The sequence below is a fragment of the Streptomyces sp. NPDC018031 genome, assembly GCF_044327625.1.
GTDB lineage: Bacteria > Actinomycetota > Actinomycetes > Streptomycetales > Streptomycetaceae > Streptomyces.
Genome location: NZ_JBIRFT010000015.1, coordinates 134,335 through 159,348 on the forward strand (window position 1 = coordinate 134,335; position 25,014 = coordinate 159,348).

Consider the following 25,014-nt stretch of genomic DNA (forward strand, 5'->3'; position numbering starts at 1 on the left):
AGGCGACACATGAGCATCGACCACAGCCGTGATCCGAAACCGGTCGACCAGGACGTCCTGGACGGGCAGTCCGCCTACCACAAGCGCGCGCTCGCCTTCTACGACCTGATGGTCCACCGCGGCAGCGCACCGTTCTTCTGGCGCTGCCCGCCGCGGAACTTCCTGCAGATGTACGACACCTGCGTCGGCGCCGAACACGTCGAGATCGGCGTCGGCACCGGCTACCTCCTCGACCACTGCCGCTTCCCGGTCCCCGACCCCCGGATCACCCTGGTCGACCTCAACCCGGCCACCTTGGACTTCACCGCCAAACGGCTGGCGAAATACCGCACCACCCAGGTCGTCGCGAACGCGCTGGAGCCGCTGCCGCTGCCCAAGGGGGCCCATGACTCGGTCGCCCTGAGCTTCCTGCTGCACTGCATCCCGGGCAGCCTGCGGGAGAAGGGCGTGGTGCTGGCGCACGCGGCGGAGGCGGTACGGCCCGGCGGCGTGGTCTTCGGCAGCACGGTGCTGTCCTCCGGTGTCCCGGTGAGCCGCGCCGGCCGCTGGCTGATGAACAACCTCAATGCCAAGGGCGTCTTCCACAACGACCAAGACAGCCTCGGTGACCTGCGCGAACAGCTCGACAAGCACTTCGCCGGCCATGAACTGGTGGTCCGTGGCAGCGTCGGACTGTTCCGCGCCCGCACCGCCGCCCAGTGACAACGCCAGTGAGAGCTCGGTAAGAAAGGAATTCGCCCGTGGGCAACCGCTGGTACGCGATCGAAGAGGTCGACGACTCGTTCTTCGACAAGGCTCCGCTGCGCCACGCCCGGTCGGTGGACATCCCCTTCCCGGTCGAGGAGACCTGGGCCGCACTCACCGGGGACGAGGTGTCGAGCTGGACGAAGGGCATGAACAAGCTCACCTGGACCTCGCCGCGGCCGTTCGGTGTCGGCACCACCCGGGAAATCGACATGAGCGGCAACTTCCTGCTCCGCGAGCGCTTCTACCGCTGGGAAGAGGGGCGCCGCAAGACCTTCACCGGAGTCGAGGCGACCCGCCCGATATTCCGGCACCTGATCGAGGACTACGTCGTCGAGCCGACACCGCAGGGATCCCGGTTCAGCTGGCGCTTCGCGGCCGAGCTGCGGCGTCCGTGGAACTTCGTCCAGGGCCCGCTGGACCGGTTCTTCTTCGCTCCCACGGGGCGGTCACACATCGACGGACTGCGCGACTTCATGATCGGCCGTGCCGGCGCGCGCGGCGGCGACTCCACGGCAAGGGGGAACTGACATGTGTGGCATCTCCGGATGGGTCTCCTTCCAGCGGGACCTGGCGAGCGAGCGTGAACTCCCGCTGCTCCAGGCGATGAACGAGACCATGATCTGCCGCGGCCCGGACGCCGAGGGCACCTGGGTGTCGCGGTCCGCCGCGCTCGGGCACCGCCGGCTGGCCGTCATCGACATCGAGGGCGGCACCCAGCCCATGGTCGTGGAGACGCCGGACGGCCCGGTCGCCATGACCTACAGCGGTGAGGCGTACAACTTCACCGAGCTCCGCGACGAACTGCGCCGCCGGGGCCACGCGTTCCGCACCGCCAGCGACACCGAGGTGGTGCTCCGCGGCTATCTGGAGTGGGGCGAGGCGGTCGCCGAGCACCTCAACGGCATGTACGCGCTCGGCATCTGGGACGGCCGCAGCGAGCGGCTGGTGCTGCTGCGGGACCGGCTGGGCATCAAGCCCCTCTACTACTACCCCACCAAGGACGGGGTGCTGTTCGGCTCCGAGGCCAAGGCGATCCTGGCCCACCCGCTGGCCGAGGCGGTGGTCGACGCCGACGGCTTCCGCGAGCTGTTCGGCTTCGTGAAGACGCCCGGCCAGGCGGTGTGGGCGGGGATGCGCGAGGTCAAGCCGGGCGCGCTGGTGACGCTGGACCGCACCGGGCTGCGCGAGCACGTCTACTGGAAGCTGGAGGTGACCGAGCACCGCGACGACACCCCCACCACGGTCGCCCGGATCTCGGAGCTGCTGGACGACATCGTGGCCCGCCAGCTGGTGGCCGACGTGCCGCTGTGCGTCCTGCTCTCCGGCGGCCTGGACTCCAGCGCGCTGACCGCGCTGTCCGCCCGTCACCTGCGCGAGCAGGGCAAGCAGGTCCGCTCCTTCACCGTCGACTTCGTGCAGAGCGGTGAGTTCCGGTCGGACGACGAGCTGCGCGCCACCCAGGACGCCCCGTACGCCCGCCAGGTCGTCGAGCACGTCGGCTCCCTGCACCAGGACATCCGGCTGGACTACCAGGAGCTGGCCAACCCGCTGGTGCGGCAGGCCACCGTCGCCGCCCGGGATCTGCCCTTCGGCTTCGGCGAGGCGGACAACTCGCTCTATCTGCTCTTCAAGGCGATCCGCGAGCACTCCACGGTGGCGCTGTCCGGGGAGTCGGCCGACGAGATCTTCGGCGGCTACCCCTGGTTCCACATCCCCGTGGTGCAGCAGGCCGACATGTTCCCCTGGGTGACCGCCTCCCGGCTCGACCCGTCCGGCCACCCGACCAAGCTCATCGACCCGGAGCTGCTGCTGACCACCCTGGACGTGCCCGGCTACTGGGCCCAGCGGTACGCCGAGGCGGTGGCCGCGGTACCCGGCCGCGACGGCGAGGACCCGCACGAGCGCCGTATGCGGCAGCACTGCTACGTCCACCTCACGAGCCTGCTCGGCATGCTGCTGGACCGCAAGGACCGGATGAGCATGGCGGTCGGCCTGGAGGTGCGGGTGCCGTTCTGCGACCACCGGCTCGTCGAGTACGTCTTCAACACCCCCTGGGCGATGAAGACCTTCGACGGCAAGGAGAAGAGCCTGCTGCGCGCGGCGGTACGGGACGCGCTGCCGGCGTCGGTGGCCGACCGCACCAAGGCGCTGTACCCGCACACCCAGGAACTGGCCTATGTCTCCGAGCTCCAGCGCCAGGTCTCCGAGCGGCTGTCGGCCGGCCACCAGGCGGTGGAGTTCTTCGACGGGGACGCGCTGCGCAAGGCGGCGGGCGGGCCGGCGGAGGCCGTACAGCGCGACGAGCGCGAGGCGTTCGAGCGGGTGCTGGACCTGGCCGTCTGGCTGGACATCCGGCGACCGGTCATCAAACTCTCCTGACTCCTCCCCTTCCCTCTAAGGAGCACCCGGACATGGCTGTCGACAACGACCTGTACAACGCTCCGGACGCCTGGTGGCGCGACGATCAGCCGTTCGCCACCCTCAAGGAGTTCACCCCCGCCCGGTTCCAGTACTTCCGGACCGTCCTCACCGAGCGGCTGCGGATGGATCTGACCGGCCTCAAGGTCCTGGACGTCGGCTGCGGCGGCGGGCTCCTCGCCGAGCAGTTCGCCGCCGCGGGCTGCCGGGTCACCGGCCTCGACCCGTCCAAGGAGTCCCTGGCGGCGGCCACCGCGCACGCCCGCGAGTCGGGCCTGGAGATCGAGTACCGGCACGGCGTCGCGGAGCGGCTGCCGTTCCCCGACGGCGCCTTCGACCTGGTCTACTGCTGCGACACCCTGGAGCACGTCACCAGCCCGGACCAGGCGGTCGGCGAGGCGGTGCGGGTGCTCCGGCCCGGCGGCCACTACCTCTACGACACCATCAACCGGACCTTCCGCTCCTGGCTGGTGATGATCAAGATGGCCCAGGACTGGAAGTCCGTCAGCTTCGCGCCGCGCAACCTGCACGACTGGAAGCAGTTCATCAAGCCGGCCGAGCTGCACGGCCTGTTCGCCAAGCACGGCCTGACCAACCGGGACCTCGTCGGCTTCGGCTCCAGCCGCCCGCAGCGCGAGGTGCTGCGGCTGCTGCGCAGCCGGGCCCGCGGCGAGATCAGCTACGGCGAGCTGGGCCGCCAGTTCGGGCTCGCGCACAACAAGGACACCTCCATCATCTACGCCGGGTACGCCCACAAGGCCGAGCGGAGTGCCCATGCCGCAAGCTGACCGCACGTCGGGGACCACCCCGGACATCAGGGTGCCGGTGCTGGTCGTGGGGGGTGGGCCGGCCGGCCTGACCGCCTCCCTCGCCCTGTCCCGCTACGGCGTCCGCCATCTGGTGGTGCACAAGTACCCGGGCACCGCGCACACCCCGCGCGCGCATCTGCTCAACCAGCGCACCGGGGAGATCCTCCGCGACCTCGGGGTGGCCGACGAGGTGCTGGCCGAGGCGGCCCCCGCCGAGTTCCTGGCCAACCACGTCTTCATGTCGACCTTCGCCGGGGCGGAGATCAGCAGGCTCGACGCGTACGGCAACGGGCCGGACCGGATCGGGGACTACCGCGCGGCCAGCCCCGCCCCGATGTGCAACCTCCCGCAGCACCTCATGGAGCCGCTGCTGGTGGCGGCGGTGCAGCGGGCCGGGGTCGGGGAGCTGCGGTTCGGGCAGGAGTTCCGCAGTCTGGAGCAGGACGAGGACGGCGTCACGGCGGTGATCGGGGACCGGGATTCGGGCCACGAGTACACCGTCCGCGCCGACTACCTCATCGGCGCCGACGGGGCACGCAGCCGGGTCATGCAGCAGGCCGGGCTCGCCGTCGAGGGTGCCAGCGGGTTCGCCAAGGCCGTCTCGGTCTGGTTCGAGGCGGATCTGTCCCGCTTCAGCGCGCACCGGCCCGGCATCCTCTACATGGGCACGTGCCCGGGGGACCGGCCGGGCGACATGCGGGTGTTCATCTCCGTCCGGCCGTGGAACGAGTGGGTGTTCCTGTGCGCCGACGACCCGGACCGCGGCTTCGACAAGAACGACCCGGAGGCGATGCGGGCGCGCATCCTGGAGAGCATCGGCGACTCCTCGGTTCCGGTCACCATCAAGAACATCTCGCCGTGGGAACTGAGCAGCACCATCGCGCCCCGCTACGCCAGCGGCCGGGTGTTCTGCGTCGGCGACGCGGTGCACCAGAACCCGCCGACCAACGGGCTGGGGCTGAACACGGCGGTCGCGGACTCCTTCAACCTGTGCTGGAAGCTCCGGTTGGTACTGGAGGGGCGCGCCGGCCCCGGGCTGCTGGACACGTACCAGACCGAGCGCCAGCCGGTCGGCGGGCAGGCGGTCGACCGGGCCTTCCGGTCCATGCTCGACCTGCACGGCATCCCGCACGCGCTGGGGTTCACCGAGGGGCAGAGCGCGGCCGAGCAGTGGCGGCTGCTGCGGGAGCTGGAGGAGGACACCAAGGAGGGCCAGGCCCGGCGTGAGGCCCTGGCCGCCGCGACCCGGCAGATCGACTACCAGGTCAACGCCCACGGCGTCGAGATCGGCTACCGCTACCGGTCCGGTGCCATCGTGCCCGACGAGACCCCGGAGCCGGTCCCGGACGGCGATCCGGAGCTGACCTACCAGGCCACCACCTGGCCGGGCGCGCGGCTTCCGCACGCCTGGCTGGAGGACGGCCGGCGCCGCTGCTCCACCCTGGACATCACCGGCCAGGGCCGGTTCGTGCTGCTCACCGGGGCCGGTGGCGGCCCCTGGCACGAGGCGGCCCGCGCGGCGGCCGAGCGCACCGGGGTGCAGGTGACGGTACGGGGCATCGGCCCGGGCGAGGCGCTCCGGGATCCGTACGGCCAGTGGGAGCGGGTCCGGGAGGTGGCCGCCGACGGCTGCGTCCTGGTGCGGCCCGACGGGCATGTCGGATGGCGCGCCGCCTCCGCGGAGGCCGCCGGCCGGTTGCCGGACGTCATGGCCCGGCTGCTGTGCCATGTCTCCGCCGCGCCGGTGGCCGCGTCGAACGGCGCGGCGGCGGGCACGGCCGGCTCACCGGCCACCGGTGGCGCCGGCTGAGTCACCCGCGCCCCCGGCGCCGGTGGCCCGGACCGCTGACGCGGGTACGGGCCACCGGCGCCGCCTCGTGCGGCCGTCACGGGGCGGCGGCGTGCGGCGGGGCGGGCTCTCGGGGGCCGCACGCCTCAGGCCGACGTGACGAAGCGCAGCGCGAGGCCGGAGGCCGTCATCCAGTAGGTGACCCGGGCACCGTCGTCGGCCGTCAGCGAGTCCACGCCGGGCAGGTCGACGTCGATCGGGTCGCCGACGGTGCTGCCGGGCTCGCGGTCCTGGAGGCCGAGGGTGATGGAGTCCGCCTCATAGGTGTCCCGCGCGCCGCCGCTGACCAGCACCGCGGCGTACGCCTCCGCACCCGGCGCGAGGGTGGCGAGCGCCTGCGGATCGCTGTCCTTGATGACGGCGACCGGGGCCTGCGCGTCGGACCCGAGCCATACTTCGGGGTAGTGGTGGACGTTGCACTTCTTGTCACCGACGTTGGTGACGGTGAGGAGGAGGTGCCTGACGGCCTCGCCCTCCTGGGACTCGTTGGTGGCGGAGAACGAGAGGGCGTCCCCGGCGCAGGCGGTGACGGCGGCCGCGTCGCCGTCACCGCCGGCGTCGCTTCCGCCGGTGTCGCCGGAGCCGCCGCCCGGCTTCACCGAACCGGTCCCGCCGGGTGTCGCCGGGCCGGTCCGGTCCGGCGTCGCCGAGCCGGTCCCCGGCGTGGGCGCGCCGGTCGCGCTCGGCCGGTCCGTGGCCTTGGCGTCGCCCGGGCCGTCGTTCCCGTCCGACTCGCACGCCGTGGACGCGAGCAGCGCGGTGAGCACCGCGGCCCCGACGGCGTAGGTCTTCCAGCCCCTGGGGTTCTTGTGTTCCGGGCAGGTGGAAGTGGTCATGGTGTCCCCCGTGATCGGCCGCGGTACGGCCGCCCTCGACTCGAATGCGCACGCAGAGTCTGCGGCACGCGTCGTCCCGGACCGGCGCGTCCACGCGGGCCTGTGACGAACCGGAGACAGGGAGCGGAAGGTTCCGTCGGAAAACCGCGAACCCGGCCGTCCTCCCGGCCCGGACCGCGGCGCTCCGCCGCCGAGGCTGCCTGCCGGACCGCGGGCCCCGGCGGCCCGTGCCACCGGTGCCGGCGACGCGGACTCGTCCCGCCGTGAGCCCGGCCCGGCGGTGCGCGTTCGCGTCCGGTGCACGGCGTGGTGCGGGACGGCGCCGCGGCCGGCCCGGCTCCGCGGACGAGGGCCGGCGGGCCGCGGGAGCCGGTGCGGCAGCGGGGTGAGGAGGGGGCGGTGCTCCCGGCGCGGGATCCGGGGCACCGCGGAGGTCTCACCGGCGGCCGTATGCGGCGGCGAGCTGGCCGACGAGGGTGGCGAAGGGCATGTCCAGATCGGCGTACACCTCCCGCGCGGCCGGGTGCGCGTTGTCGGCGAGGATCTCGACGGCGAGACTCGCGTAGTCGCTCACCACCACTCCTGCCTGCTGGAGGCGGAGGAGCCCGGTCTCCCGCTTCGTCGGGGAGAAGGTGCCCGAGGCGTCGACGGCGACATGGGCGTCGTAGCCGTCGGCGGTCGCCGCGATCGCGGGCAACGCGGCGCAGACCTCGAGGGAGACCCCGGCGATGATGATCTTCTTGCGTCCGGTTGCCTCGATCGCGTTCCGGACCCGGTCGTCGTGCCAGGCGTTCACCGTGCTGCGGTCGATGACCCGGAGGTCTTCGGGCAGCGCGGCGCGGAGTTCCGGGATGAGGGGGCCCCACATGCCGTCCGCCGCGGTGGTGGTGACGACCACGGGGAGGTCCAGGTGCAGCGCCGCCCTGGCCAGACCGGTGACGTTGTGCTTGAGCTCGCTCACGCCGAGGTCGCGCACGCCGGTGAAGAGCCCGATCTGGTGATCCACCAGCAGCAGGGCGGCGTTGTCCGCGGTGAGGGGCTCGTGGAATCGGTTGCGCATCGTGGTATCCCCTGGTCCTGAAGTCGTTGACGGGCGGTCGGCCGTTCCGACGGCCACGACGACGATGGTTGACCAGGGCGCCCCCGCCCCGTAAATGTTTCATCCGTGACTGAATCCTCGTACGCCGAGTTCGACTTCACCTCCGCCGACCTCGCGCGTCTGAGGTTCGCCTTCTCACCGCTGTCGGAGGCGGTGGCGAGCCTGCGCATGCTGCGGGATCCCGGGCGGCAGGCCCTGCACCTGCCGTGGATCCGTGCCGTACGCCCCCGGCTCGCCGGCCTCGACCTGAGGCTGCTCCTCGAACTGGTGCCGCTGGGCCCCTACATCACCGACTTCCTCACCCCGCCCCCGACCGGCCCGCTGCCGGACGTCGCCGCCGAACTGGAGCTGGTCGCCGCGGCCGACCCGGACGAGGCGGCGAGCGAGGCGGCCCGGGTTCCCGGCGCGGGCACCCCGCCGGTGCGGGAGTTCCTCGCCGACCCGGCCGCCGGGGTGGCCCGCGCGGCCGCCGAGCTGCGGCTGTACTGGGACACGGCGCTGCACCCGTACTGGCCGCAGATCCGCGGCCTGTTCGAGTCGGAGGTGCTGCGCCGCTCCCGGCAGCTGACCCGCGACGGGGCCGGTGCCATGTTCAACGACCTGCACCCGAACATCACCTGGCACGACGGCCGCCTGCGGGTGCGCACGCGTGCCTGGCGGCGCAGCGGTCCTCTCGACGGCGACGGCATGGTCCTCGTCCCGAGCGTCTTCCACTGGCCGGACACCACGGTGATGGCCGAGCCGTACCAACCCATGCTGGTCTACCCCGCCGCGGGGGTGGCCACGGTCTGGTCGCACGGGGCCGTCCCCACCGCCGACGCGCTCAGCGCGCTCATCGGCCGCACCCGGGCCCGGATCCTGGTCACCCTCACCGAAGCGGCCACCACGAGCATCCTGGCGCGCCGGCTGTCCATGGCGCCGGGCGCCGTGAGCCAGCATCTCAAGGTGCTGCACGAGGGCGGTCTGGTCACCCGCACCCGCAGCGGGCGCGAGGTGTTCTACGAGCGCTCCCCGGTGGGGCACTCGCTGTGCACCGCGAACTGAACCCTGCGGGGAGACCGGGCCGGACGCGCACGCTGGTGTCCCGTGTGTCCGAGCCGGTGCCGGTCACGGCAGGAACCCTTCCGGCAGGTCGTCGTGCGGCCCGAGCACGAACCGGTGCTCGCCGGTGCGGTGGGCGGTGCCGGTGATGTCGGTGACCGTGCCCTCATCCGTGACGGAGGCCACGCGGCCGGTGAAGACCGTACCCGCGACCGACTCGTGGCGCAGGAGCCGGCCGGGGGCGAGGCGGCCCTCGTCGGCGAGCAGGGCGAGCCGGGCGGAGGTGCCCGACCCGCAGGGGGACCGGTCGAACTGGCCGTCGGCGAAGACGGTGACATTGCGCTGGGCCGGGCCTTCGGAGGTGTCGGCGAGGTCCTCGTGGAGGATGACGCCGTACACCCCGGAGAGCAGCGGCCGGCCGGGATGGCGGCTCCCGGGGTGGCCGGCCAGCGCGGCCCGGATCTCCCGCCCCGCGGCGATGAGCCGGGGCAGCGCGGCGCGGTCCACGGAGAGACCGAGACGGGCCGCGGACACCGACGCGTAACAGGCCCCGGCGTGGACGAGGTCGACCTCGACGGTGCCGGCCCGGGTGGCGACCGGGACGGCCCGGGCGGTGATCCGGGCCGGTACGTTGCGGAAGGTGACGCCGGTGGTGCGGCCGTTCTCCCGGTGGACGGTGGCGGTGACGCGGCCGGAGGGGACGTCGACGCGGACCTGGACGGCGCCGTCGGCGGGGGCGGCGACGATGCCTTCCTCGACGGCCCAGGCGCCCAGCGCCATGGTGCCGTGGCCGCAGGCGGTGGAGTAGCCGTCCTTGTGCCAGAACAGGACGCCGAGATGGGCGCCCTCGTCGTCGGGCGGGACGACGAAGCCGCCGTACATACCGGCGTGCCCGCGCGGTTCGCGCACCAGCAGCCGGCGGACGTCGTCGAGGGGGCCGCGGCGGGGTGAGGTGGGGGCGCCTCCCGCGCCCACGGCGGTGGCGAAGCGCTCGGCAAGGGTGTCGCCGGGCACCGGAGGGAGCCCTTCCCGGACGATGCGGAACGGCTCCCCGGCGGTGTGGTAGTCGGTGGTGCGGACCGTGATCACTGCGGAGTTCCTCACTGACGGGGGACGGAGCGGGGGCGGGGCGGGTGGCCGGGCCGACACGCCGGCGGCCGGCGCACCACCGGGCCCCGCCGCCGGGAGTGCCGGCGGCGGGGCCCCGGCGCGCACCGGGGCCGGGACGAGGTGACGGCGCGGCCGACGGGCACCGGCGGCCGGGGCCGGGCCGGGTGGTCCGCCGGGGTCGCGGGGCGCGCCGCGGACCATCCCGGTGCGACGCTCAGCTGCGCAGCGGGCCTTCGCAGGTGTAGCCGGCGGTGCCGGCGCGCCGGTCGCTCCAGATCTCGACCTCGCCGAAGCTGCAGTTCATGTCGGCGAGGTTGTTGGTCGCGGCGCCGGCGCGGTCGAGGATGAAGTAGTCGACGGTCTCCGACATGTCCTTGAACACCTGGTCCGGGCTGCCGGCCGCCGACAGGTTCGCCGTGATCCTTCCGGTGCACACGAAGCGCCGCTTGCCGGGGTCGCCGTTCTCCGCGCAGTCCGGGTTCATGTACGTCGCGGCGGCGAAGGCGGCCCGGACGGCGTCCACCGAGGAGTCCCTCAGCCGCTCGTTCGGGGTGAAGGTGGTGGCCGGCACGTACAGGTCGTCCACCTTGGCGATCTGTGCGTCGAGGAACGCGTCGTACTCGCGCTGCACGGCGGAGTCGGAGCCCAGGCGGCGGCGCCAGCCGTCGAAGGCGGCCGGGTCGTCGGCGCGCAGGTGCCGGTACATCTCCCGGAGTGTGCCGGGACGCTGGGTCCACAGGTACTCGTAGAAGGTGCCCGCGTAGTTGTAGAACCGGAATCCGTCCCCCGCGTACGTGGCGTGGAGCAGCTGGTTCACCGTCATGCGCGGGCTGCCGTCGGCGGTGTCGGCCATGATGCCCTTGACCAGGGAGCGGCGCACCGCCACCCCGTCGGAGCGGGTGGCGCCGTCGAAGAACTCGGCGGTGCCCTCGTCCATCGCCGTGGTGCGGTCGCCTTCGTACCACGGTCCCTTCCCGAAGAAGCCGGGGACGGCGAACCGGCCGTTGAGGTAGTGGACGTATTCGTGGCGGAACAGTTCCTCCAGGGTCAGCGAGGAGTCCTGCGGCACCCGGCGCTCGTAGGTGTAGAAGGTGGCGCCCCGCTCGATGTAGACGCCGCCGTTGTCGGTGTCCATGCCCGTGAGGAGCGGGTGGTAGTTCTCGTAGTCGGCGCGGGACGCGTACAGCACGATGGTGAGCACGTCGTTGGGGTCCCCGGCGAGCGGCTGCTCGGTCCCCAGGACCCGGTGGTACTGCGCCTTGACCTGCTTGCTCGCGTAGTAGAGCCGGTCGACCGTGCTCCGGGGGAGGGCGGTGCGGACCTTGATGGCGCCCTTGTCGTAGGAGTAGGTGTTCGGCAGGACGACCTTCTCGATGTCCTCCTTGCACACCTGGTACGGCTTGCAGGCCCCGTAGAAGTCGAGCCAGGAGACGGTCTTCGCCCACGGGGCGCTGCCGTAGCCGAAGTTGGTCACCGTGGCGGGCAGCACCTGTCCGCCGAGGTCGGCGACGGTCGCGTCGCGTACCGCGTCGACCTGGCCGAAGCGGCCGTACTCCATGACGGCGTCCCGCGCCACCCACTCGTTCGGGGTGCCCTTGAGGTGCGCGTGGCCGGCGAAGGCCTTGAAGGCGGCGCGGTAGGAGTCGTCGCGGGCGACGGCGGCGTGGAAGTCGGAGTCGCGGTTCCCGGGGTAGACCCCGAGGTAGTTCACCGAGAGCGCGGCCAGTACGGCGCCGCCCCAGGCGGGGTCCGAGCTGGTCGAGGAGTGGCTGCCGTCCATGGTCGCCAGCACCTTCTTGACCAGGCCGAGCTGGCGGTGCCGCAGGCCGGGGGCGCTGCCCGCGTAGAGAGCCTCGCGGAGGGTCTCCGCGTTGGTTCGGGTGGCGTCGAAGGTCCGGGCCGCCGCCCCGAAGGAGTCGATGGCCCGGGCGATGGCGTCCGTGGTGGCCGGGTCGGTGATGTCGATCTCACCGCGGCTGAAGTCGTGGTACGCCACGGCGTGGAGGTAGGTGAAGAGCTCCAGCAGGTGGCTGCGGTTGGTGCCGTCGTGCGTTGCGGCGAGTGAGCCGATGCGGTTGCCGACGGCCTGGACGTGGGCGTCGGACATGACGGGGGCGAGGCGCGCGTCCCACGACCAGATGAGGCCGCTGAGGCAGCCCTCGGCGGTGACGGCCGGGTCGGCGAGGAAGTCGGCCAGTGCCTGCGGGGCGAGTCCGGTGACGCCGTCGAGGGTGCAGGGCACTCCGGCGGCGGTGCGGGGTGCCGTGACCTTGGCCTTCGGTGCCGTGGCCTTGGCCGGCTCCTGCCGTCCCGGTATGCGTCCCTCGGCGGCGTCGCCGGGGGCGGGTGCGGGCTTCGCGGCCGGGCGGGGGGCCTTGGCGAGGCGCTCCACCTCGTCGTGCGGCTGGGCTCCCGGCGTGGGGGTGCCGGTCGGCGCGGCCCGGAAGGTGGCCGGGGCGGTGGACCGGGAGTCGGCCGCCTGGACGGCCGGTGCCGCGGTGGTGAAGAGGGTCGCCGCTGCCGTGGCGGCGAGGAGCGAAGAACGCACGGGTCTGCGCTGGAACACCAGTTCCTCCGGAGGGGGGTGTGAAGGGGCGCGGCAACGGGCCGATGAAGCCGGGAAATGCCGTGCCCTGCCGGGCGTTGACGGTGCCTCGGCATGCAATGTGACCCTCAACATAATAATGTGAAATTGCACAGGCAAGACCTGTGCGCCGGTCAATCCCGGCTCGACTCCCCCGCCGCCGAGCCGAGTTCACACCGCCCGGCCGGCGGATGCGGCGGCAGCACGGCCGCCGCCCTCGGCCCGTGGACCGTGCCGGCCCGCCCGCCCCTCCCCCGCCGGTGGGGCGTGGACCGGCCGACGGGCCGGTGACACCAGGCGCCGTCGGCTCGGCCGCGTCCCGGTGCGGCGGGGACGCGGGCGGGCCGCGTCCGCGGCGGCTACTCGGGGGCGGGCCCGGTGGAGGCGCGGATGACCAGCTCCGGGTCGAAGAGCAGTTCCCCGGCCGGCACCTCACGGTTGCTCACCAGGGCCAGCACACTGCGGCCCACCTCCAGCGCCAGCCGGTCCGCGGGCTGGCGGACGGTGGTCAGCGCCGGGTCGGTGAACTCGGTGATCGTCGAGCCGTCGTAGCCCACCACCGAGACGTCGTCCGGCACCGACCTGCCCTGCCGGCGGATCCCGCGGATGGCGCCGAGCGCCATGTAGTCGCTGGCCGCGACGATCCCGGTGGCCCCCATGGCGAGCAGCGGGGCGACCGCCGCCTGTCCGCCCTCCACGGTGTAGGCCTGCCGGATCACCCACCGCTGCGCGTCGTGGACGCCCCGCCTCGCCATGGCGTCCAGGAACCCCCGCACCCGACGGTCCGCGGGCCGGTTGCCCGGCGGCCCGGAGGCCATGCCGATGCACCGGTGCCCGAGCCGGTGCAGGTGGTCCACGGCCAGCTCGGCGGCGAGCGCGTCATCGGTGGAGAAGACCGGTACCGGTACCCCGTCGGCGAACTCGCCGTTGATCCCCACATAGGGCACCCGGCGCTCGCGCAGCAGCCGGTAGGCGTCGGTGTCCGCGCCCTCCACCGTGTTGGACGCGGAGAGGAAGACCACCGCCGCCACGCCCTTGTCGACCAGGGCGGAGATGAACTCCTGCTCCTGCACGCCACCGGGGAAGGCGGGGCAGAGTACGGTCTTCAGCCCGTGCGGGGCGAGCGCCGACTCGATGCGCTCGGCGACATCCGCGAAGAACGGGTTGGAGACGAGCTCGGTGACCACCGCCACCAGCTGGCCCTGGGTGGGCCGCTCGTACCCCAGCTCGGCCATGGCTCGCTCGACCGCTTCCCGGGTCTTCCGCGAGACCCCCTGCCGGCGATTGATCACCCGGCTCACGGTGGCCTCGCTGACCTGTGCATGGGCTGCGACGTCGGTGATCCCGACCTTCATCGCGGTCCTTTCGTGAGCGAAACCAGACCGCCGCGCGGAACGGCCAGGGGGTGGGGTCCCTCCGGCGGGAGCGTCAGCGGATCATCCATGATACGGCCGTCCGGACCGTGGACCCGCGCGCTCACCCGCCCCCCGCCGCCGGTGACCTCCACCATCACCCGGTCCCGGTCGGAGCCGTTGACCAGGTGGTAGCGGCGGTACCCGGTGAAGTCCAGCGGCACGACCCGGTCGCCGTGCACGCTCACCACGCACTCCCCCTCCGCCGCCGCCGTCACCAGCGGGTACAGCTCGTCGGGCCGTCCCGGCTCCAGCCGGCCGTCCAGCAGCAGTGCCCGGTGCCGGTGCCACCAGCCCAGCCAGAACCGCACGGTCGTCAGATGCTCCGGCGGGACGCGGTCCAGCCGTACGGAGATCTGCGGGACCGCGTGCAGCGCCCCGATCAGCTGCCGGGCGACCGCCTCCACCGGCGCCCGGCGGGACCACATGAGCATGTCGGAATGGACCGGAGCGCCCACCGCGAGCAGCCCGGTGTCCAGGGTGCGCACCCGGTTGGCGGTGGCGTCGGCCGGGCAGTCGAACGAGCGCAGCATGTTGCCGTACGGCGCCATGCCCGGACCGGTGTACGGCTGGCGCAGCTCCAGCAGCAGCTCGGGCCGCACCCGTTCGAGCGCCCGGCGCAGCCCGGTCAGCAGCTCGGCCATCGCCCGGCCCACGTCCCCGGCGCCGTCGCCGGCGTACCCGGCCGCCTGGTCGAGGAAGTCCAGCTTGAGGCCGTCCAGCCCGTGCTCGCGCACCAGGGAGACACACAGCTCGATCACATGGCGGCGCACCTCGGGCCGGCGCGGGTCGAGCACCCGGGCGCCGGGCACCGTGGCGGGGAGCGGCGCGTGGGGCGCCCACCGGTCGTGGCAGCCGGCCCCCGGGCCGATCAGCAGGGGCGCGACCCAGAGCAGATAGCGCAGCCCGCGGGCCTGTACCCGGGCCACATGACCGGCGAAGTCGGGGAACTTGACCGGATCCGCCTGCCAGTCCCCCAGGCCGGCGTAACCCCGGCCGTTGCCCAGCCGCTGCCAGCCGTCGTCCAGGATCAGCGCCCCGCAGCCCAGCTCCGCGGCGAGTTCCGCCTGGGTCTCGACGGCGGCCGCGGTGACGTCCTGGTTGAAGGCGTACCAGGTGGAGTAGACGGGCCTTCGGGCGGCGTCCGGCACCGGCATCGGGGGGTGGGCGGCGGCGAACCAGGCACGCAGCCGCCGCATCGCCGCGGCCACCGACGGCGCGCGCGGGACCAGCAGCAGCCGGTGCGGCTCCGCGGAGGCCGGCAGGCCCAGGTGCACCACATGGGTGTCGTTCTCCTCCGACACCCCGAAGCGGACGGTGGCTTCCGGGACCGGGTCGGCGGTGGCGAAGGTGAGCAGGGTGGCGCCGGAGTGCTCGTACAGGCAGCCGGCGGCGGGACCGTCGACCAGGCAGGCCCGGCCGCGGCCCGCCCAGTCGGCCACCAGGGTGCGCCGCCAGCCGGCCTGCGGGTGCCAGTAGCCGGTGGCGTCGCCCAGCGGCACCGAGAGCCGGATCTCCACGGGGGCGTCCCCGGCCCGCACCTGGAGCATCCGCAGTCCGCCGGGGAGTGCGGTCAGCGTCCAGCGGGGGCTCACCCGCGCGCCGGGGGCGAGGACGGCGATCGACACCTGGTCCAGCAGCGGCTCGGCGGCGGCCGGAGCCGCGTGCGCGGTGGTCACCGGCTCCGCGGGGGTCGGGATGGTGTGCATGCTGATGGTCACTCCTTCACTGAGCCCGTGAGCAGGCCGGAGACGAAGTGGCGCTGGAGGGCCAGGAACACCAGCGCCATCGGGATGGCGGCGATCGAGGTGCCGGCCAGGATGGCGCCGTAGTCGGTCTCGTCCAGGCCCTGGAGCGAGGCGAGCGCCACCGGGATGGTGAACGAGGTGTCCTCGCGGAGCACGATCAGCGGCCAGATGAAGTCGTTCCACTGGAACAGGAAGAGGAAGATGGCCAGGGCCGCCAGGGCCGGCCGCATCGGCGGGAGGGCGACCCGCCACAGCAGGCGCAGCTCCCCGCAGCCGTCCATGCGCCCCGAGTCGAGCAGTTCCTTCGGCAGGGCCGCCATCGACTGCCGCATCAGGAAGATGCCGAAGGGCAGCGCCAGGTTGGGGGCGATGACGGCTTGGTAGGTGTCGAGCCACCGCAGCTCGGCCATCATCTTGAACAGCGGGACCAGGGTGATCTGGGTGGGGATCACCAGTCCCAGCATCAGCAGGCCGAACAGCGCCTCGCGGCCGCGGAAGCGGTAGGTGGCGAAGGCGTATCCGGCGAGGGTGCACACCGTGCCCGCGGCCAGCGTGTAGATGAGGGAGATGCCCAGGGAGTTGAGGACCACCCGGCCGAAGTGCGCGGATTCCTGGAGCGAGGTGAGGTTCTCGCCGAGGTGCCCGCCGGGCAGCAGCGGCGGCGGGCTGTCGAAGATCTCCCGCGAGCTGTGGGTGGAGGCGACGACGAGCCAGTAGAACGGGACGGCCACGGCGGCCAGCGCGATGGCGAGCCCGGAGGTGAGCAGGATGCTCCTGCCGGGATGGCGAGTGGTCACGACTTCTCCCCCAGGAGGCGGAACTGGATGAGGCCGAGGAGTCCGGTGAGGACGGCCAGGGCGTAGGCGATGGCGGACGCGTAGCCGAAGTCGAAGTACGTGAAGGCGTTCTGGTACAGGTACACGCCGATGGTCAGCGTGGCGTTGTCCGGTCCGCCGCCGGTGAGGACATAGGGCTCGTCGAAGAGCTGGAGGGTGCCGATGGTGGACAGCACCGTGGTGAGCAGCAGAGCGGGGCGCAGGCCGGGCAGCGTGACATGGCGGAACACGGCCCAGGCACCGGCCCCGTCCACCGCCGCCGCGTCGTACAGCTCACGCGGGATGGTCTGCAGGCGGGCCAGCAGGATCACCGCGTTGTAGCCGGTGTAGTGCCAGGTCAGCGCCAGGCCCACGGAGATCTTCGCCCACAGCGGGTCGGTCAGCCAGGGCACCGGGCCCACCCCGATGCCGCCGAGCATCCAGTTGACCAGGCCGTAGTCGCGGTTGAGCAGGACGGAGAAGACGATGCCGTAGGCGACCAGCCCGGTGACCACGGGCAGGAAGAAACCCAGCCGGAAGACGGACCGGCCGCGCAGCACGGTGGAGTTCAGGGCGAGGGCGAGCCCGGTGGCGAGGGCGAGCATCACCGGCACCTGCACGGCCAGGATCACCGCGGTGTTGCGCAGCGCGGTCCACAGCAGTGGGTCGTCGACCAGGCGTGCGTAGTTGTCGGCGCCCACGTAGACCTCGGCGCCGGCCACCGTCCGGTGCAGGCTCAGCCAGAAGGACCAGCCGATGGGGTAGAGCTTGAAGGCGGTGAAGAGCAGCAGCGCGGGCAGGACGAAGAGGTAGGGGGCCGCCCGGCCACGGCGCCGGCGCGAGCGGGCCGGCGTCCGGGCGGAGCGGGCGGCCGGGGTCTGGTCCGCGGTCGTCTCGGCGAGGGTCATCAGGCGACCTTCCGGCCGGTCTGGCCGGCCAGTCGGCGGGCGGCCTCCGCGAGGACCTTCGCCGGGTCGGCCCCCTTCAGCAGCACCTTGGACTGGGCGTCGGTGACCAGCTTCAGGGCGCGGGCGTAGTCGGCGGTGTAGTTCGCCGCGGAGGAGGGCGCCCTGAGCGCGCCGAGGAAGATCTCGCCGGTGCGCTGGCCGCTGAAGAACGCGGACGGCCGGTGGAAGACGGCGTCGTCGTACGCCTTCATCAGGGCCGGTGCGATGCCCTTGTCGCGGTGGATCCGCACCTGGGAGGCGGGGCGGGTGAGGGCGAACTCGATGAAGGACCAGGCGGCCGCCTGGTGTCTGCTGCTGCCGGCGACGGCGAGGTGGGTGGAGTTGACCGTGGCGGCGGTGGAGCCGCCCGGGCGCACGGCCGGCGGGAGCCGGACCTTCCACTTCCCCGCCTCGTCGGGCACCTGCTCCTCGATGATGCCGCCGAACCAGGTGGGCCAGGGCAGCACCGCCGCGGTGCCCTTCTTCAGCGAGCTGATCAGGGCGTTCCAGCCGCCGGACAGATCGCTGACCAGGCCCGCGTCGTTCATGGTCTTGATCAGCGTCAGGGCGCGGACGGCCTCGGGGGAATCCAGGGTGATGGCGCCCTCACGGTCGAAGTAGAAGACCCCTTGGAGCTGGAGCAGCATCTGGAAGAAGTTGGCGGCGTCGGCCTGCGACGCCGGTTTGTCGATGCCCAGCAGATGGGCGCCGGTGCGGGCCTTGAGTTCCTTGCCCGCCTCGACGGTGTCGTCCCAGGTCCGCAGCGCTTCGGCGTCGACGCCGACCCGCTCGAAGAGGTCGGCCCGGTAGTAGAAGCCGGCCGAGTTGGCCTCCCAGGGCAGGGCGTTGACCCGCTTGCCGTCCGGGGACACGGTGCGCCACAGGCCGGGGGCGAAGGCGTTCCGGTGCGCGGCGGCGCCCAGCGGGGCGAGGTCGGCCAGGCCCCCGGGGAAGCGCTCCACGTATCCGGGGAGGTAGTCGACGCCGATGTGCAGGACGTCGGCGAGTCCCTGACCGCCCGCCGCCATGCCGGTGGTGATCTTGTTCCAGATCGCCGGGTTGCCGATGTCCTCGACGGTCACCTCGATGTCCGGGTAGGACCTGTTGAACTCGGGGACCAGGGACTTCAGTCCGGCCGCCGGCCCCTGCCAGGACCACACCGTGATCCTGCCCTTGCGGGCGTCCCCCACGGCGCCCGAGCCGGTCGAGCCGGTCCCGGAGCAGGCGGCCGACATTCCTCCCAGGCCCGCGGCCGCGGCCAGTGCGCCGCCCATCCGCAGCACGCTTCGACGTCCGGGCCGGCTCTCCGGTCTCTTCTCCGCCATGTGGCATCACCCTCGCTCGCTCCGTCGGAAGCTGACGGGCCGGGACAGTACAAGGGCCACTCCATGAGTTGCAATGATGAGTTGAAAATTTTCAGCATTTCCTTCTCCTCAAGTCCGTCGGATCCATTGCAAGGTTTCCGCGCTCGTTGCTAGCGTGCGCCCCGCCGCGGCCGCCGACCGACCACCGAACCCGATCCGGGAGAACCCGATGACGCGTTCCCGCTTGACGCTGCTCGCCGCTGTCGCGCTGCTCGCTCCGCTCGTCCCGCTCACCCTCGGCTCCGCCGCCGCCGACCCGGCCGGCAGCACGGCACCGGCCGCGCGGCGCGGCGCCGGCGCACCCGCCCTGCTGACCGTGGCCGACCCCGGCTTCGAGGCGGGCGGTTCGGGCTGGGAGTTCACCGCCGGCACCGGAGTCGCCACCAACTCCCCGCACGGCGGACGCCGCCTGGCCTACCTCGACGCCGGCAGCGGCAGAACGATCTCCCAGACCGTGACCGCCACCGGGCACGGCAGCTACGACATCTCGGCCTGGATCGCCACCGGCGGCCCCGGCGGCCGGTACGCGCTGCGGGTCAACGGCACCACCGCCGCCGCCCGGACCCTCCCCGGCACCGACGGCTACCGCCGCCACACGCTCGACCGGATCCGGCTCGCTCCCGGTGACCGGCTGGAGGTCGTGTTCGAGTCGGGTGACGGCTGGGTCAACGTCGACGACGTGATGGTCTCCCCCTCCGCCCCGGCCGACCCCCGGATCAGCTCCAGCGACCCGGAGATCGTCGAGATGTTCGACTGGGCCAAGGGCAAGGCCAACAGCTGGGTGCACCTGCCGGGCACCCGGGGGCCGCTCAACGTCGACGAGCGCAACACCAGCGGTACCGGCAGCGGCACCTACGCCCCCTCCTACTGGGCCGGCTACGCCAATCGCAGCGGCTACTACTCACGCGACATGGCCCACCAGCTCGCCGGTGCCGGCATCCTGGGCCTGCACGCCGAGAACAAGGAGATGCTGCGCTCCTTCGCCGCGTCCGCCACCCCCGGGCACAAGTACTACCCCGTGTGGGCGCAGAACTTCGACGCCCGGACGTACCTGTCCATCGACTACCGCGACCCCGGACTCTTCGTGCGTGAGGTCCCCGCCCCCTTCGAACTGGTGCAGAAGGCCGAGGAGGCCTACCGCTGGAGCGGCGACCGCGACTACCTCACCGACCCCGCCCTGTGGGACTTCTACCGGCACACCACCGAGGAGTTCATCGCCCTGCACGACGGGCAGAAGGACAACGGCCGGGTGCGGGTGGCCGAGGGCACCGGACGGGGCATCTTCCAGGGCACCGCCAGCTACAACGAGCAGAGCGGAGAGCCGCTCGCCGAGGCCGGGGACGCCATCGCCAGCCAGTACCAGGCGTACCGGGCGATGGCCGCCCTGGCCCGGGCGAAGGGCGAGCGGAAGACGGCCGGCCTCTTCGAACGCCGGGCCCACGAACTCAAGCGGTACTTCAACTCCACCTGGAGCGGCACCGGTTCGGGCGCCGGCATGGTGCGCGGCTACACCACCGACGGCCGCGCGCTGACCGGCTGGGGCAAGGAGAACAGCTGGTTCATGCCGATGAAGCAGATCATCGCCCCCGGCGCCCGCCTCGACGCCTACCTGGACTACATCGACGAGCAGGCCGAAGGCGCCGGCCGGCCCGACAACATCGAGGCCCTCACCTACCTGCCGGACACCTTCTTCGCGGGCAACCGCGCCGACACCGCCTGGAAGTGGATGCGGCACGTCTACCAGCAGAAGGACGTGCGGCACGTCAACTCCGGGCAGGGCGCCAACGGCGACTACCCGGAAGTCTCCTTCACCCTGCTCAGCCAGACCGTGCAGGGCCTGATGGGAGTCACCCCCGACGCCCCCGCCCGCGCCCTGGCGACCCGGTCGCTGCTGCCCTCCGGCATGGACTGGCTGCAGATCGAGGACCTGCGTATCGGCGGCTCCGCCTTCACCCTGCGGCACGACGGGGCCCGCAAGTCGACCCTCACCCACACCTCGGGCACCGCCCCGCACACCTGGGAGGCCCGCTTCCCCGGCTCCCACCGCACCCTCACGGTCGACGGAGTGGCCCGTCCGGCCCGTACCACCGTGGTGGACGGTGTGCCCTGCACCACCATCCGGACCCGTGTGGCCCCCGGCAGCACGGTCACCGTGGAGGTGCGGTGACCGCGCCCACGCCGCCCGCCCCCTTCCCCGGCGGCCGGCGGCTGTTCCGGCTCGGCCGTCAGACGGCTCACCTCAACCACGGGTCCTTCGGTGCCGTACCGGTCCCGGTGGCCCGGGCCCGCCGGCGGTTGCTGGCGGAGGCGCTGCGCGACCCCGACGCGTTCTTCCTGGCCGTGCCGGACCGGCTCGCCACGGCCCGGGCCCGCGTCGCCGACCACCTGGGCGCCGACCGCGAAGGAATCGCCTTCGTCACCAACGCCACCGAGGCCGCCCAAGTCGCGCTGGACGCCCTGGCTCTGGACGGGGACGACGAGATACTCGTCACCGACCACGGCTACGGCACCGTCGTCCGGGCCGCCGCCCGCCGGGCCCGCCTCACCACCGTCGCCCTCGACCCGTTCCTGGCCGACGAGGACGCGGTGCGCCGGGCGGTGCTGGCCGCCGTCACCCGCCGCACCAAGGCAGCGCTGCTCGACCAGATCAGTTCGCCCACCGCCCGCCCGATCGCCACCGCCCGGCTGCTGGCCGACCTCGCCGAACGAGGGGTGACCACCGTGGTCGACGGCGCCCACGCCCCCGGCATGATCGCCGCCCCACTGGCCGGCCGTCCCGACTTCTGGTTCGGCAACCTGCACAAGTGGGGGTACGCCCCGCCGGGCAGCGCGGTCCTCGCGGTGGCCCCCGCCCACCGCGGCCGGGTACCGGCCCCCGTCCCCTCCTGGGAGGACGACCGCGGCTTCCCGCGCGCGGTGGAGTACCGGGCCACCGCTGACTACACCGGCTGGCTCGCCGCCCCCGAGGGGCTCGACCTGCTTGCCTCACTCGGCGCCGAACGGGTGCGCGGCCACAACAGCAGCCTGGCCGGCTACGGGGCGGAACTCCTCTCCGCGCTCCCGGGGCTGACACCGCTGCCCGCCGACGAGTCACTGGCCATGCGGGCCCTGCGCCTGCCGCCGAACCTGGCCAGGACCCGGGCCGAGGCCGAGGCCCTGCGCGAGGAGATCGCCGCCCGGTACGGCTGCCGGGTGCTGATCTGGCCCTGGACCGGCGGCGGTGGCATCCGGATCTGCGGCCAGATCTACAACCGGCCCCAGGAGTACGAGCGCCTCGCCATGGGCCTGGGCTCGCTGCTGGCCGCCGCCTGAGGGCGGGGCAGCCCAGCGGCGGCGGGACCTCGCGGGGGCGGACCCCCTGGAGTCGCGGGCCGCCCGGGCGCCGGGCGCAACGCCGGCGGCGACCGGGCGGCGCGCGTCCGGCCCGGCCGTCCGACGTGGCCCGGGCACTCGCCGGTGACCCGGCGGCGGGCTTCGCCCTCACCACGACCGGCCCGCACGACCTGCCCGCCTTCGCGGTCCGGGCGACACCCCGTGGCCTCGACGGGCGCCGCACCGACCGCATCGGCTCGCTCGACGGTGTCGACCGGGTGGCGACGGTGCTCGTCACCCGGTACGCGAAACGAGCCGCCGCGGCGTCGCAGGGGTGAACCGGAGTGGCTCGACGGCTAGGCTGCGACAGTGGTCAACTCGCCTATAGCACCTGACGATCTGGTCCTTCGGGTCTCCCGAGCGCACGCCCGGATCCTTGAACTGGCCGCCGCGCTCGACGACGCGCGGAAGGACGCGGCTTCCGCCCTGCCCGGGTGGAGCCGGGGACATGTCCTCGGACACCTCGCCGACAACGCCCGCGCCTTCGACCGGCAGGCATCGGCGGCTCTGCGGGGCGAGGTCGCCGACATGTACGACGGCGGCCAGGCGGGGCGCGACCGGTCCATCGACCGAGGGGCCGCCCGGCCCGTGGTCGAGCTGCGGGAGGACCTGAAGTCGGCCCAGCGGGCTCTGGAAGCCACCTGGAGCCGGCTCACGGCAGCGGACTGGCGCCGCCCGGTCCGGTTCCGCCACGCCACGGTGCTGGACACCGCGCTGGCACGGTGGCGGGAGGCCGAGATCCACGCCGTGGACCTGGCGGTCGGCTACCGTCCCCGCGACTGGCCGGTGGACTTCGCCCTGCACACCCTGGACTTCCTGTCGGGGCGCGCCCCGGCCGGTACGCGACTGGTCCTGCGGTCCACGGACGTGGATGTCACCCGAGCCCTGGGAAGCGGCACGACCGTCGAGGTCTCCGGGGCGGTGCGAGACCTGGCGGCCTGGATGGCCGGACGGGGTGTCGACGGCCACCTGAGCACGACCGGCCCCCGGTTGCCGGAACTGGGCCCCTGGCCGCCCGACCCGGCGGACTGAGAGCCACCGGCACGCGCCGCCGCTTCCGGTCCGCACCGCCGCCGGGGCGGTTCCGAAGGGCGCCGGGAAGCGGGCGAGCCCACCCCGGTACCGCACATCTGTGCAGCTGACGCATTGTTGTTCTGGTTGTGGTCCATGAGAGATCATCAGCTCATGGACATCACGGGGGTACACCGGTGAGCCCAGGCTGCGCACCGCCACGCCCGTCGCCCGGGCCCGTGTCACCGCGGCGCCGGGGCACCAGATCCCGCGGCGGGTCCGGGCGGTGACCCGGCCGCGTCCGGCGGAGCGCCGGACGCGCAGGCGGGCCCCGGCGCCCGCCTGCCCGGGCAGCTGACCCGGCCCCTCCTCTTTTCCCACTCTTCTCCGACGACGTCTCCGAGGCTCGGCGCAATCCCTGGCACGCACCGGAACCGACCACAGATGGGGAACGGACCATGACGATTTCACAGGATCACGCGGTGGTACTCGGAGCGGGGATGAGTGGATTGTTCACCGCCCGGGTGCTCGCGGACCACTTCCGGCGGGTCACCGTGGTGGAACGCGACGCGACCCGTACGGACGACGGCCCGCGACGAGGCATCCCGCAGGGGCATCATCCGCACGGCCTGCTGCTCAAGGCCTCGGATCTGTTCGAGTCGCTCTTCCCCGGCATCATCGCCGAGTGCGCCGAGCACGGCGCCGTGCGGGCCAGCGTCCTCACCCAGCACCGGGTGTACGTCTACGGCCACCAGCTCAAGCAGACCGAGATCGGCCGGGAGACCGTCCTCCTCAGCCGTCCCCTGCTGGAACACCGCGTCGCGGAGCGGGTGCGTGCGCTGCCCAACGTCTCGGTGCGGCGCGGCTGGGAGGCGATGGACCTGGTCACCGCCGCGGGACAGCGGGTGACCGGAGTCACCATAGGCCGGAGCGGAGCCGCGGAGCGGGAGGAATTACCCGCGGACCTCGTCGTCGACGCCACCGGACGCTCCGGACGGGCACGGGCGTGGCTGCGGGCCCTCGGCTACCCGGAGCCCACCGAACAGCGCATGCCCGTCTCCCTCAGCTATGTCACCCGCCTGTACGACCTGCCGCCGGACGTCCTGGGCAACGACCGGCTGGTCAGCGTCGGCCCGCACCCCGGCCGCCCGCTCGGACTCGCCTTCGTGGCCCGGGAGAACCACCAGTGGTCGCTGTCGGTCTACGGCTACGGCCCGGGCCGGCCGACCGGTGACCCGGAGCGGTTCAACGCCATCGTGGAGCAGTTGGCGCCCGAGTACCTGCTGAAGGCGCTGCCCCGGGCGACCGGCGTCGGCGACATCCACGTCATGCAGTACCCGGCCGGGGTCCGACGCCGCTACGACTCCCTGGACCGCTTCCCGGAGGGCTTCCTGGTCACCGGGGACGCGATGTGCAGCGTCAATCCGGTCTACGGCTCCGGGATGACCAACGCCGCCGCGCAGGCCCGCGTACTGGACCGGCAACTGCGCGGCGGGGTGAGGGGGCTGTGGCGGCGCTACTTCCGGGCGGCGGCCCGGGTCACCGCCCCGGCCTGGTGGTTCGCCACCCACGGGGACGCGCCGCTGGTCGGCGAAGCGAAGTCGCGGCTGCCCGGTGTCCGTCTCGGCGCCGCCTATCTGCGGCGGATGGCGCGGGCCGCCGAGTCGGACACGGAGGCCTCGGCCGCCCTCATGCGGGTCGTCGGCATGGACCGGCCCCCCGCCTCGCTGTTCCATCCCCGGCTCATGGCGCGAGCCATACGCGGCGGCCGCACCGCCCCCTGACCCCCATGCGGTCCCCGGGGACGGCCCGACCCGTCCCCGGGGACCGCCGGGGCCCTCGGCCAAGGTCC

20 protein-coding genes are annotated in these 25,014 nt (G+C 73.1%); 11 read left to right on the forward strand and 9 right to left on the reverse strand.

Annotated features, from left to right (window positions below; all coding sequences use genetic code 11):
- Positions 1 to 9 precede the first annotated feature (9 nt).
- Genes ACH4B3_RS27110 through ACH4B3_RS27130 form a run of 5 tightly spaced genes read left to right on the forward strand, consistent with a single transcriptional unit; the run spans position 10 to position 5,784 of the window.
- Positions 10 to 702, forward strand: a complete 693-nt coding sequence (locus ACH4B3_RS27110) for a class I SAM-dependent methyltransferase (RefSeq protein ID WP_398467027.1) — start codon at positions 10 to 12, stop codon at positions 700 to 702.
- Between the two features lie 38 nt (positions 703 to 740).
- Positions 741 to 1,274, forward strand: coding sequence for an SRPBCC family protein (locus tag ACH4B3_RS27115; protein ID WP_398467029.1), 534 nt, complete (start codon positions 741 to 743; stop codon positions 1,272 to 1,274).
- A gap of 1 nt (position 1,275) precedes the next feature.
- On the forward strand, positions 1,276 to 3,126 hold the full coding sequence (gene asnB, locus ACH4B3_RS27120; protein ID WP_398467031.1) for an asparagine synthase (glutamine-hydrolyzing): 1,851 nt from the start codon (positions 1,276 to 1,278) through the stop codon (positions 3,124 to 3,126).
- Positions 3,127 to 3,158: 32 nt separating this feature from the next.
- Positions 3,159 to 3,953, forward strand: coding sequence for a bifunctional 2-polyprenyl-6-hydroxyphenol methylase/3-demethylubiquinol 3-O-methyltransferase UbiG (ubiG, locus tag ACH4B3_RS27125; protein WP_398467033.1), 795 nt, complete (start codon positions 3,159 to 3,161; stop codon positions 3,951 to 3,953).
- The gene (locus tag ACH4B3_RS27130) at positions 3,940 to 5,784 is read left to right on the forward strand and encodes an FAD-dependent monooxygenase (RefSeq protein ID WP_398467035.1); all 1,845 of its coding nucleotides are present in this window, start codon (positions 3,940 to 3,942) and stop codon (positions 5,782 to 5,784) included. Before ubiG ends, ACH4B3_RS27130 begins: the two co-directional genes overlap by 14 nt.
- A 125-nt stretch (positions 5,785 to 5,909) precedes the next feature.
- On the opposite strand, the gene ACH4B3_RS27135 is transcribed toward ACH4B3_RS27130, so the two are convergent.
- On the reverse strand, positions 5,910 to 6,659 hold the full coding sequence (locus tag ACH4B3_RS27135) for a DUF4232 domain-containing protein (RefSeq protein WP_398467037.1): 750 nt from the start codon (positions 6,657 to 6,659) through the stop codon (positions 5,910 to 5,912).
- Positions 6,660 to 7,095: 436 nt separating this feature from the next.
- Complete coding sequence (locus ACH4B3_RS27140; RefSeq protein WP_398467039.1) at positions 7,096 to 7,719, reverse strand: isochorismatase family protein; 624 nt, start codon at positions 7,717 to 7,719, stop codon at positions 7,096 to 7,098.
- A 105-nt stretch (positions 7,720 to 7,824) separates the two neighbouring features.
- On the opposite strand from ACH4B3_RS27140, the gene ACH4B3_RS27145 reads away from it, so the two are divergent.
- Positions 7,825 to 8,802, forward strand: a complete 978-nt coding sequence (locus ACH4B3_RS27145) for an ArsR/SmtB family transcription factor (RefSeq protein ID WP_398467041.1) — start codon at positions 7,825 to 7,827, stop codon at positions 8,800 to 8,802.
- 63 nt (positions 8,803 to 8,865) lie between these two features.
- Here the strand turns inward: ACH4B3_RS27145 and ACH4B3_RS27150 are convergent, their stop codons facing one another.
- The 7 genes from ACH4B3_RS27150 to ACH4B3_RS27180 form a co-directional block, all read right to left on the reverse strand.
- Complete coding sequence (locus tag ACH4B3_RS27150; protein ID WP_398467043.1) at positions 8,866 to 9,888, reverse strand: proline racemase family protein; 1,023 nt, start codon at positions 9,886 to 9,888, stop codon at positions 8,866 to 8,868.
- A gap of 235 nt (positions 9,889 to 10,123) precedes the next feature.
- Positions 10,124 to 12,475: a collagenase gene (locus ACH4B3_RS27155; RefSeq protein WP_398467045.1), complete on the reverse strand. Its 2,352-nt coding sequence runs from the start codon at positions 12,473 to 12,475 to the stop codon at positions 10,124 to 10,126.
- 377 nt (positions 12,476 to 12,852) lie between these two features.
- Positions 12,853 to 13,848: a LacI family DNA-binding transcriptional regulator gene (locus ACH4B3_RS27160; protein WP_398467047.1), complete on the reverse strand. Its 996-nt coding sequence runs from the start codon at positions 13,846 to 13,848 to the stop codon at positions 12,853 to 12,855.
- On the reverse strand, positions 13,845 to 15,614 hold the full coding sequence (locus tag ACH4B3_RS27165; RefSeq protein ID WP_398467049.1) for a glycoside hydrolase family 36 protein: 1,770 nt from the start codon (positions 15,612 to 15,614) through the stop codon (positions 13,845 to 13,847). The genes ACH4B3_RS27160 and ACH4B3_RS27165 overlap by 4 nt, the downstream gene beginning before the upstream one ends.
- Positions 15,615 to 15,622: 8 nt before the next feature.
- The gene (locus ACH4B3_RS27170) at positions 15,623 to 16,450 is read right to left on the reverse strand and encodes a carbohydrate ABC transporter permease (RefSeq protein WP_398467051.1); all 828 of its coding nucleotides are present in this window, start codon (positions 16,448 to 16,450) and stop codon (positions 15,623 to 15,625) included.
- Positions 16,447 to 17,376 carry a carbohydrate ABC transporter permease gene (locus ACH4B3_RS27175; protein ID WP_398467053.1) on the reverse strand — a complete coding sequence of 310 codons (930 nt, stop codon included), beginning with the start codon at positions 17,374 to 17,376 and terminating at the stop codon, positions 16,447 to 16,449. Before ACH4B3_RS27175 ends, ACH4B3_RS27170 begins: the two co-directional genes overlap by 4 nt.
- Complete coding sequence (locus ACH4B3_RS27180) at positions 17,376 to 18,740, reverse strand: ABC transporter substrate-binding protein (protein WP_398467055.1); 1,365 nt, start codon at positions 18,738 to 18,740, stop codon at positions 17,376 to 17,378. Before ACH4B3_RS27180 ends, ACH4B3_RS27175 begins: the two co-directional genes overlap by 1 nt.
- A gap of 208 nt (positions 18,741 to 18,948) precedes the next feature.
- Between ACH4B3_RS27180 and ACH4B3_RS27185 the strand changes: the two genes are divergently transcribed.
- The 5 genes from ACH4B3_RS27185 to ACH4B3_RS27205 all read left to right on the forward strand — a co-directional run bounded on the left by ACH4B3_RS27185 (position 18,949) and on the right by ACH4B3_RS27205 (position 24,946).
- The gene (locus ACH4B3_RS27185; RefSeq protein ID WP_398467057.1) at positions 18,949 to 20,946 is read left to right on the forward strand and encodes a hypothetical protein; all 1,998 of its coding nucleotides are present in this window, start codon (positions 18,949 to 18,951) and stop codon (positions 20,944 to 20,946) included.
- Complete coding sequence (locus ACH4B3_RS27190) at positions 20,943 to 22,091, forward strand: aminotransferase class V-fold PLP-dependent enzyme (protein WP_398467059.1); 1,149 nt, start codon at positions 20,943 to 20,945, stop codon at positions 22,089 to 22,091. Before ACH4B3_RS27185 ends, ACH4B3_RS27190 begins: the two co-directional genes overlap by 4 nt.
- A 125-nt stretch (positions 22,092 to 22,216) precedes the next feature.
- Positions 22,217 to 22,429 carry a hypothetical protein gene (locus tag ACH4B3_RS27195; protein WP_398467061.1) on the forward strand — a complete coding sequence of 71 codons (213 nt, stop codon included), beginning with the start codon at positions 22,217 to 22,219 and terminating at the stop codon, positions 22,427 to 22,429.
- Positions 22,430 to 22,460: 31 nt separating this feature from the next.
- Positions 22,461 to 23,183 carry a maleylpyruvate isomerase family mycothiol-dependent enzyme gene (locus tag ACH4B3_RS27200; protein WP_398467063.1) on the forward strand — a complete coding sequence of 241 codons (723 nt, stop codon included), beginning with the start codon at positions 22,461 to 22,463 and terminating at the stop codon, positions 23,181 to 23,183.
- A 437-nt stretch (positions 23,184 to 23,620) separates the two neighbouring features.
- Positions 23,621 to 24,946, forward strand: a complete 1,326-nt coding sequence (locus tag ACH4B3_RS27205) for an NAD(P)/FAD-dependent oxidoreductase (RefSeq protein WP_398467065.1) — start codon at positions 23,621 to 23,623, stop codon at positions 24,944 to 24,946.
- Positions 24,947 to 25,014 lie beyond the last annotated feature (68 nt).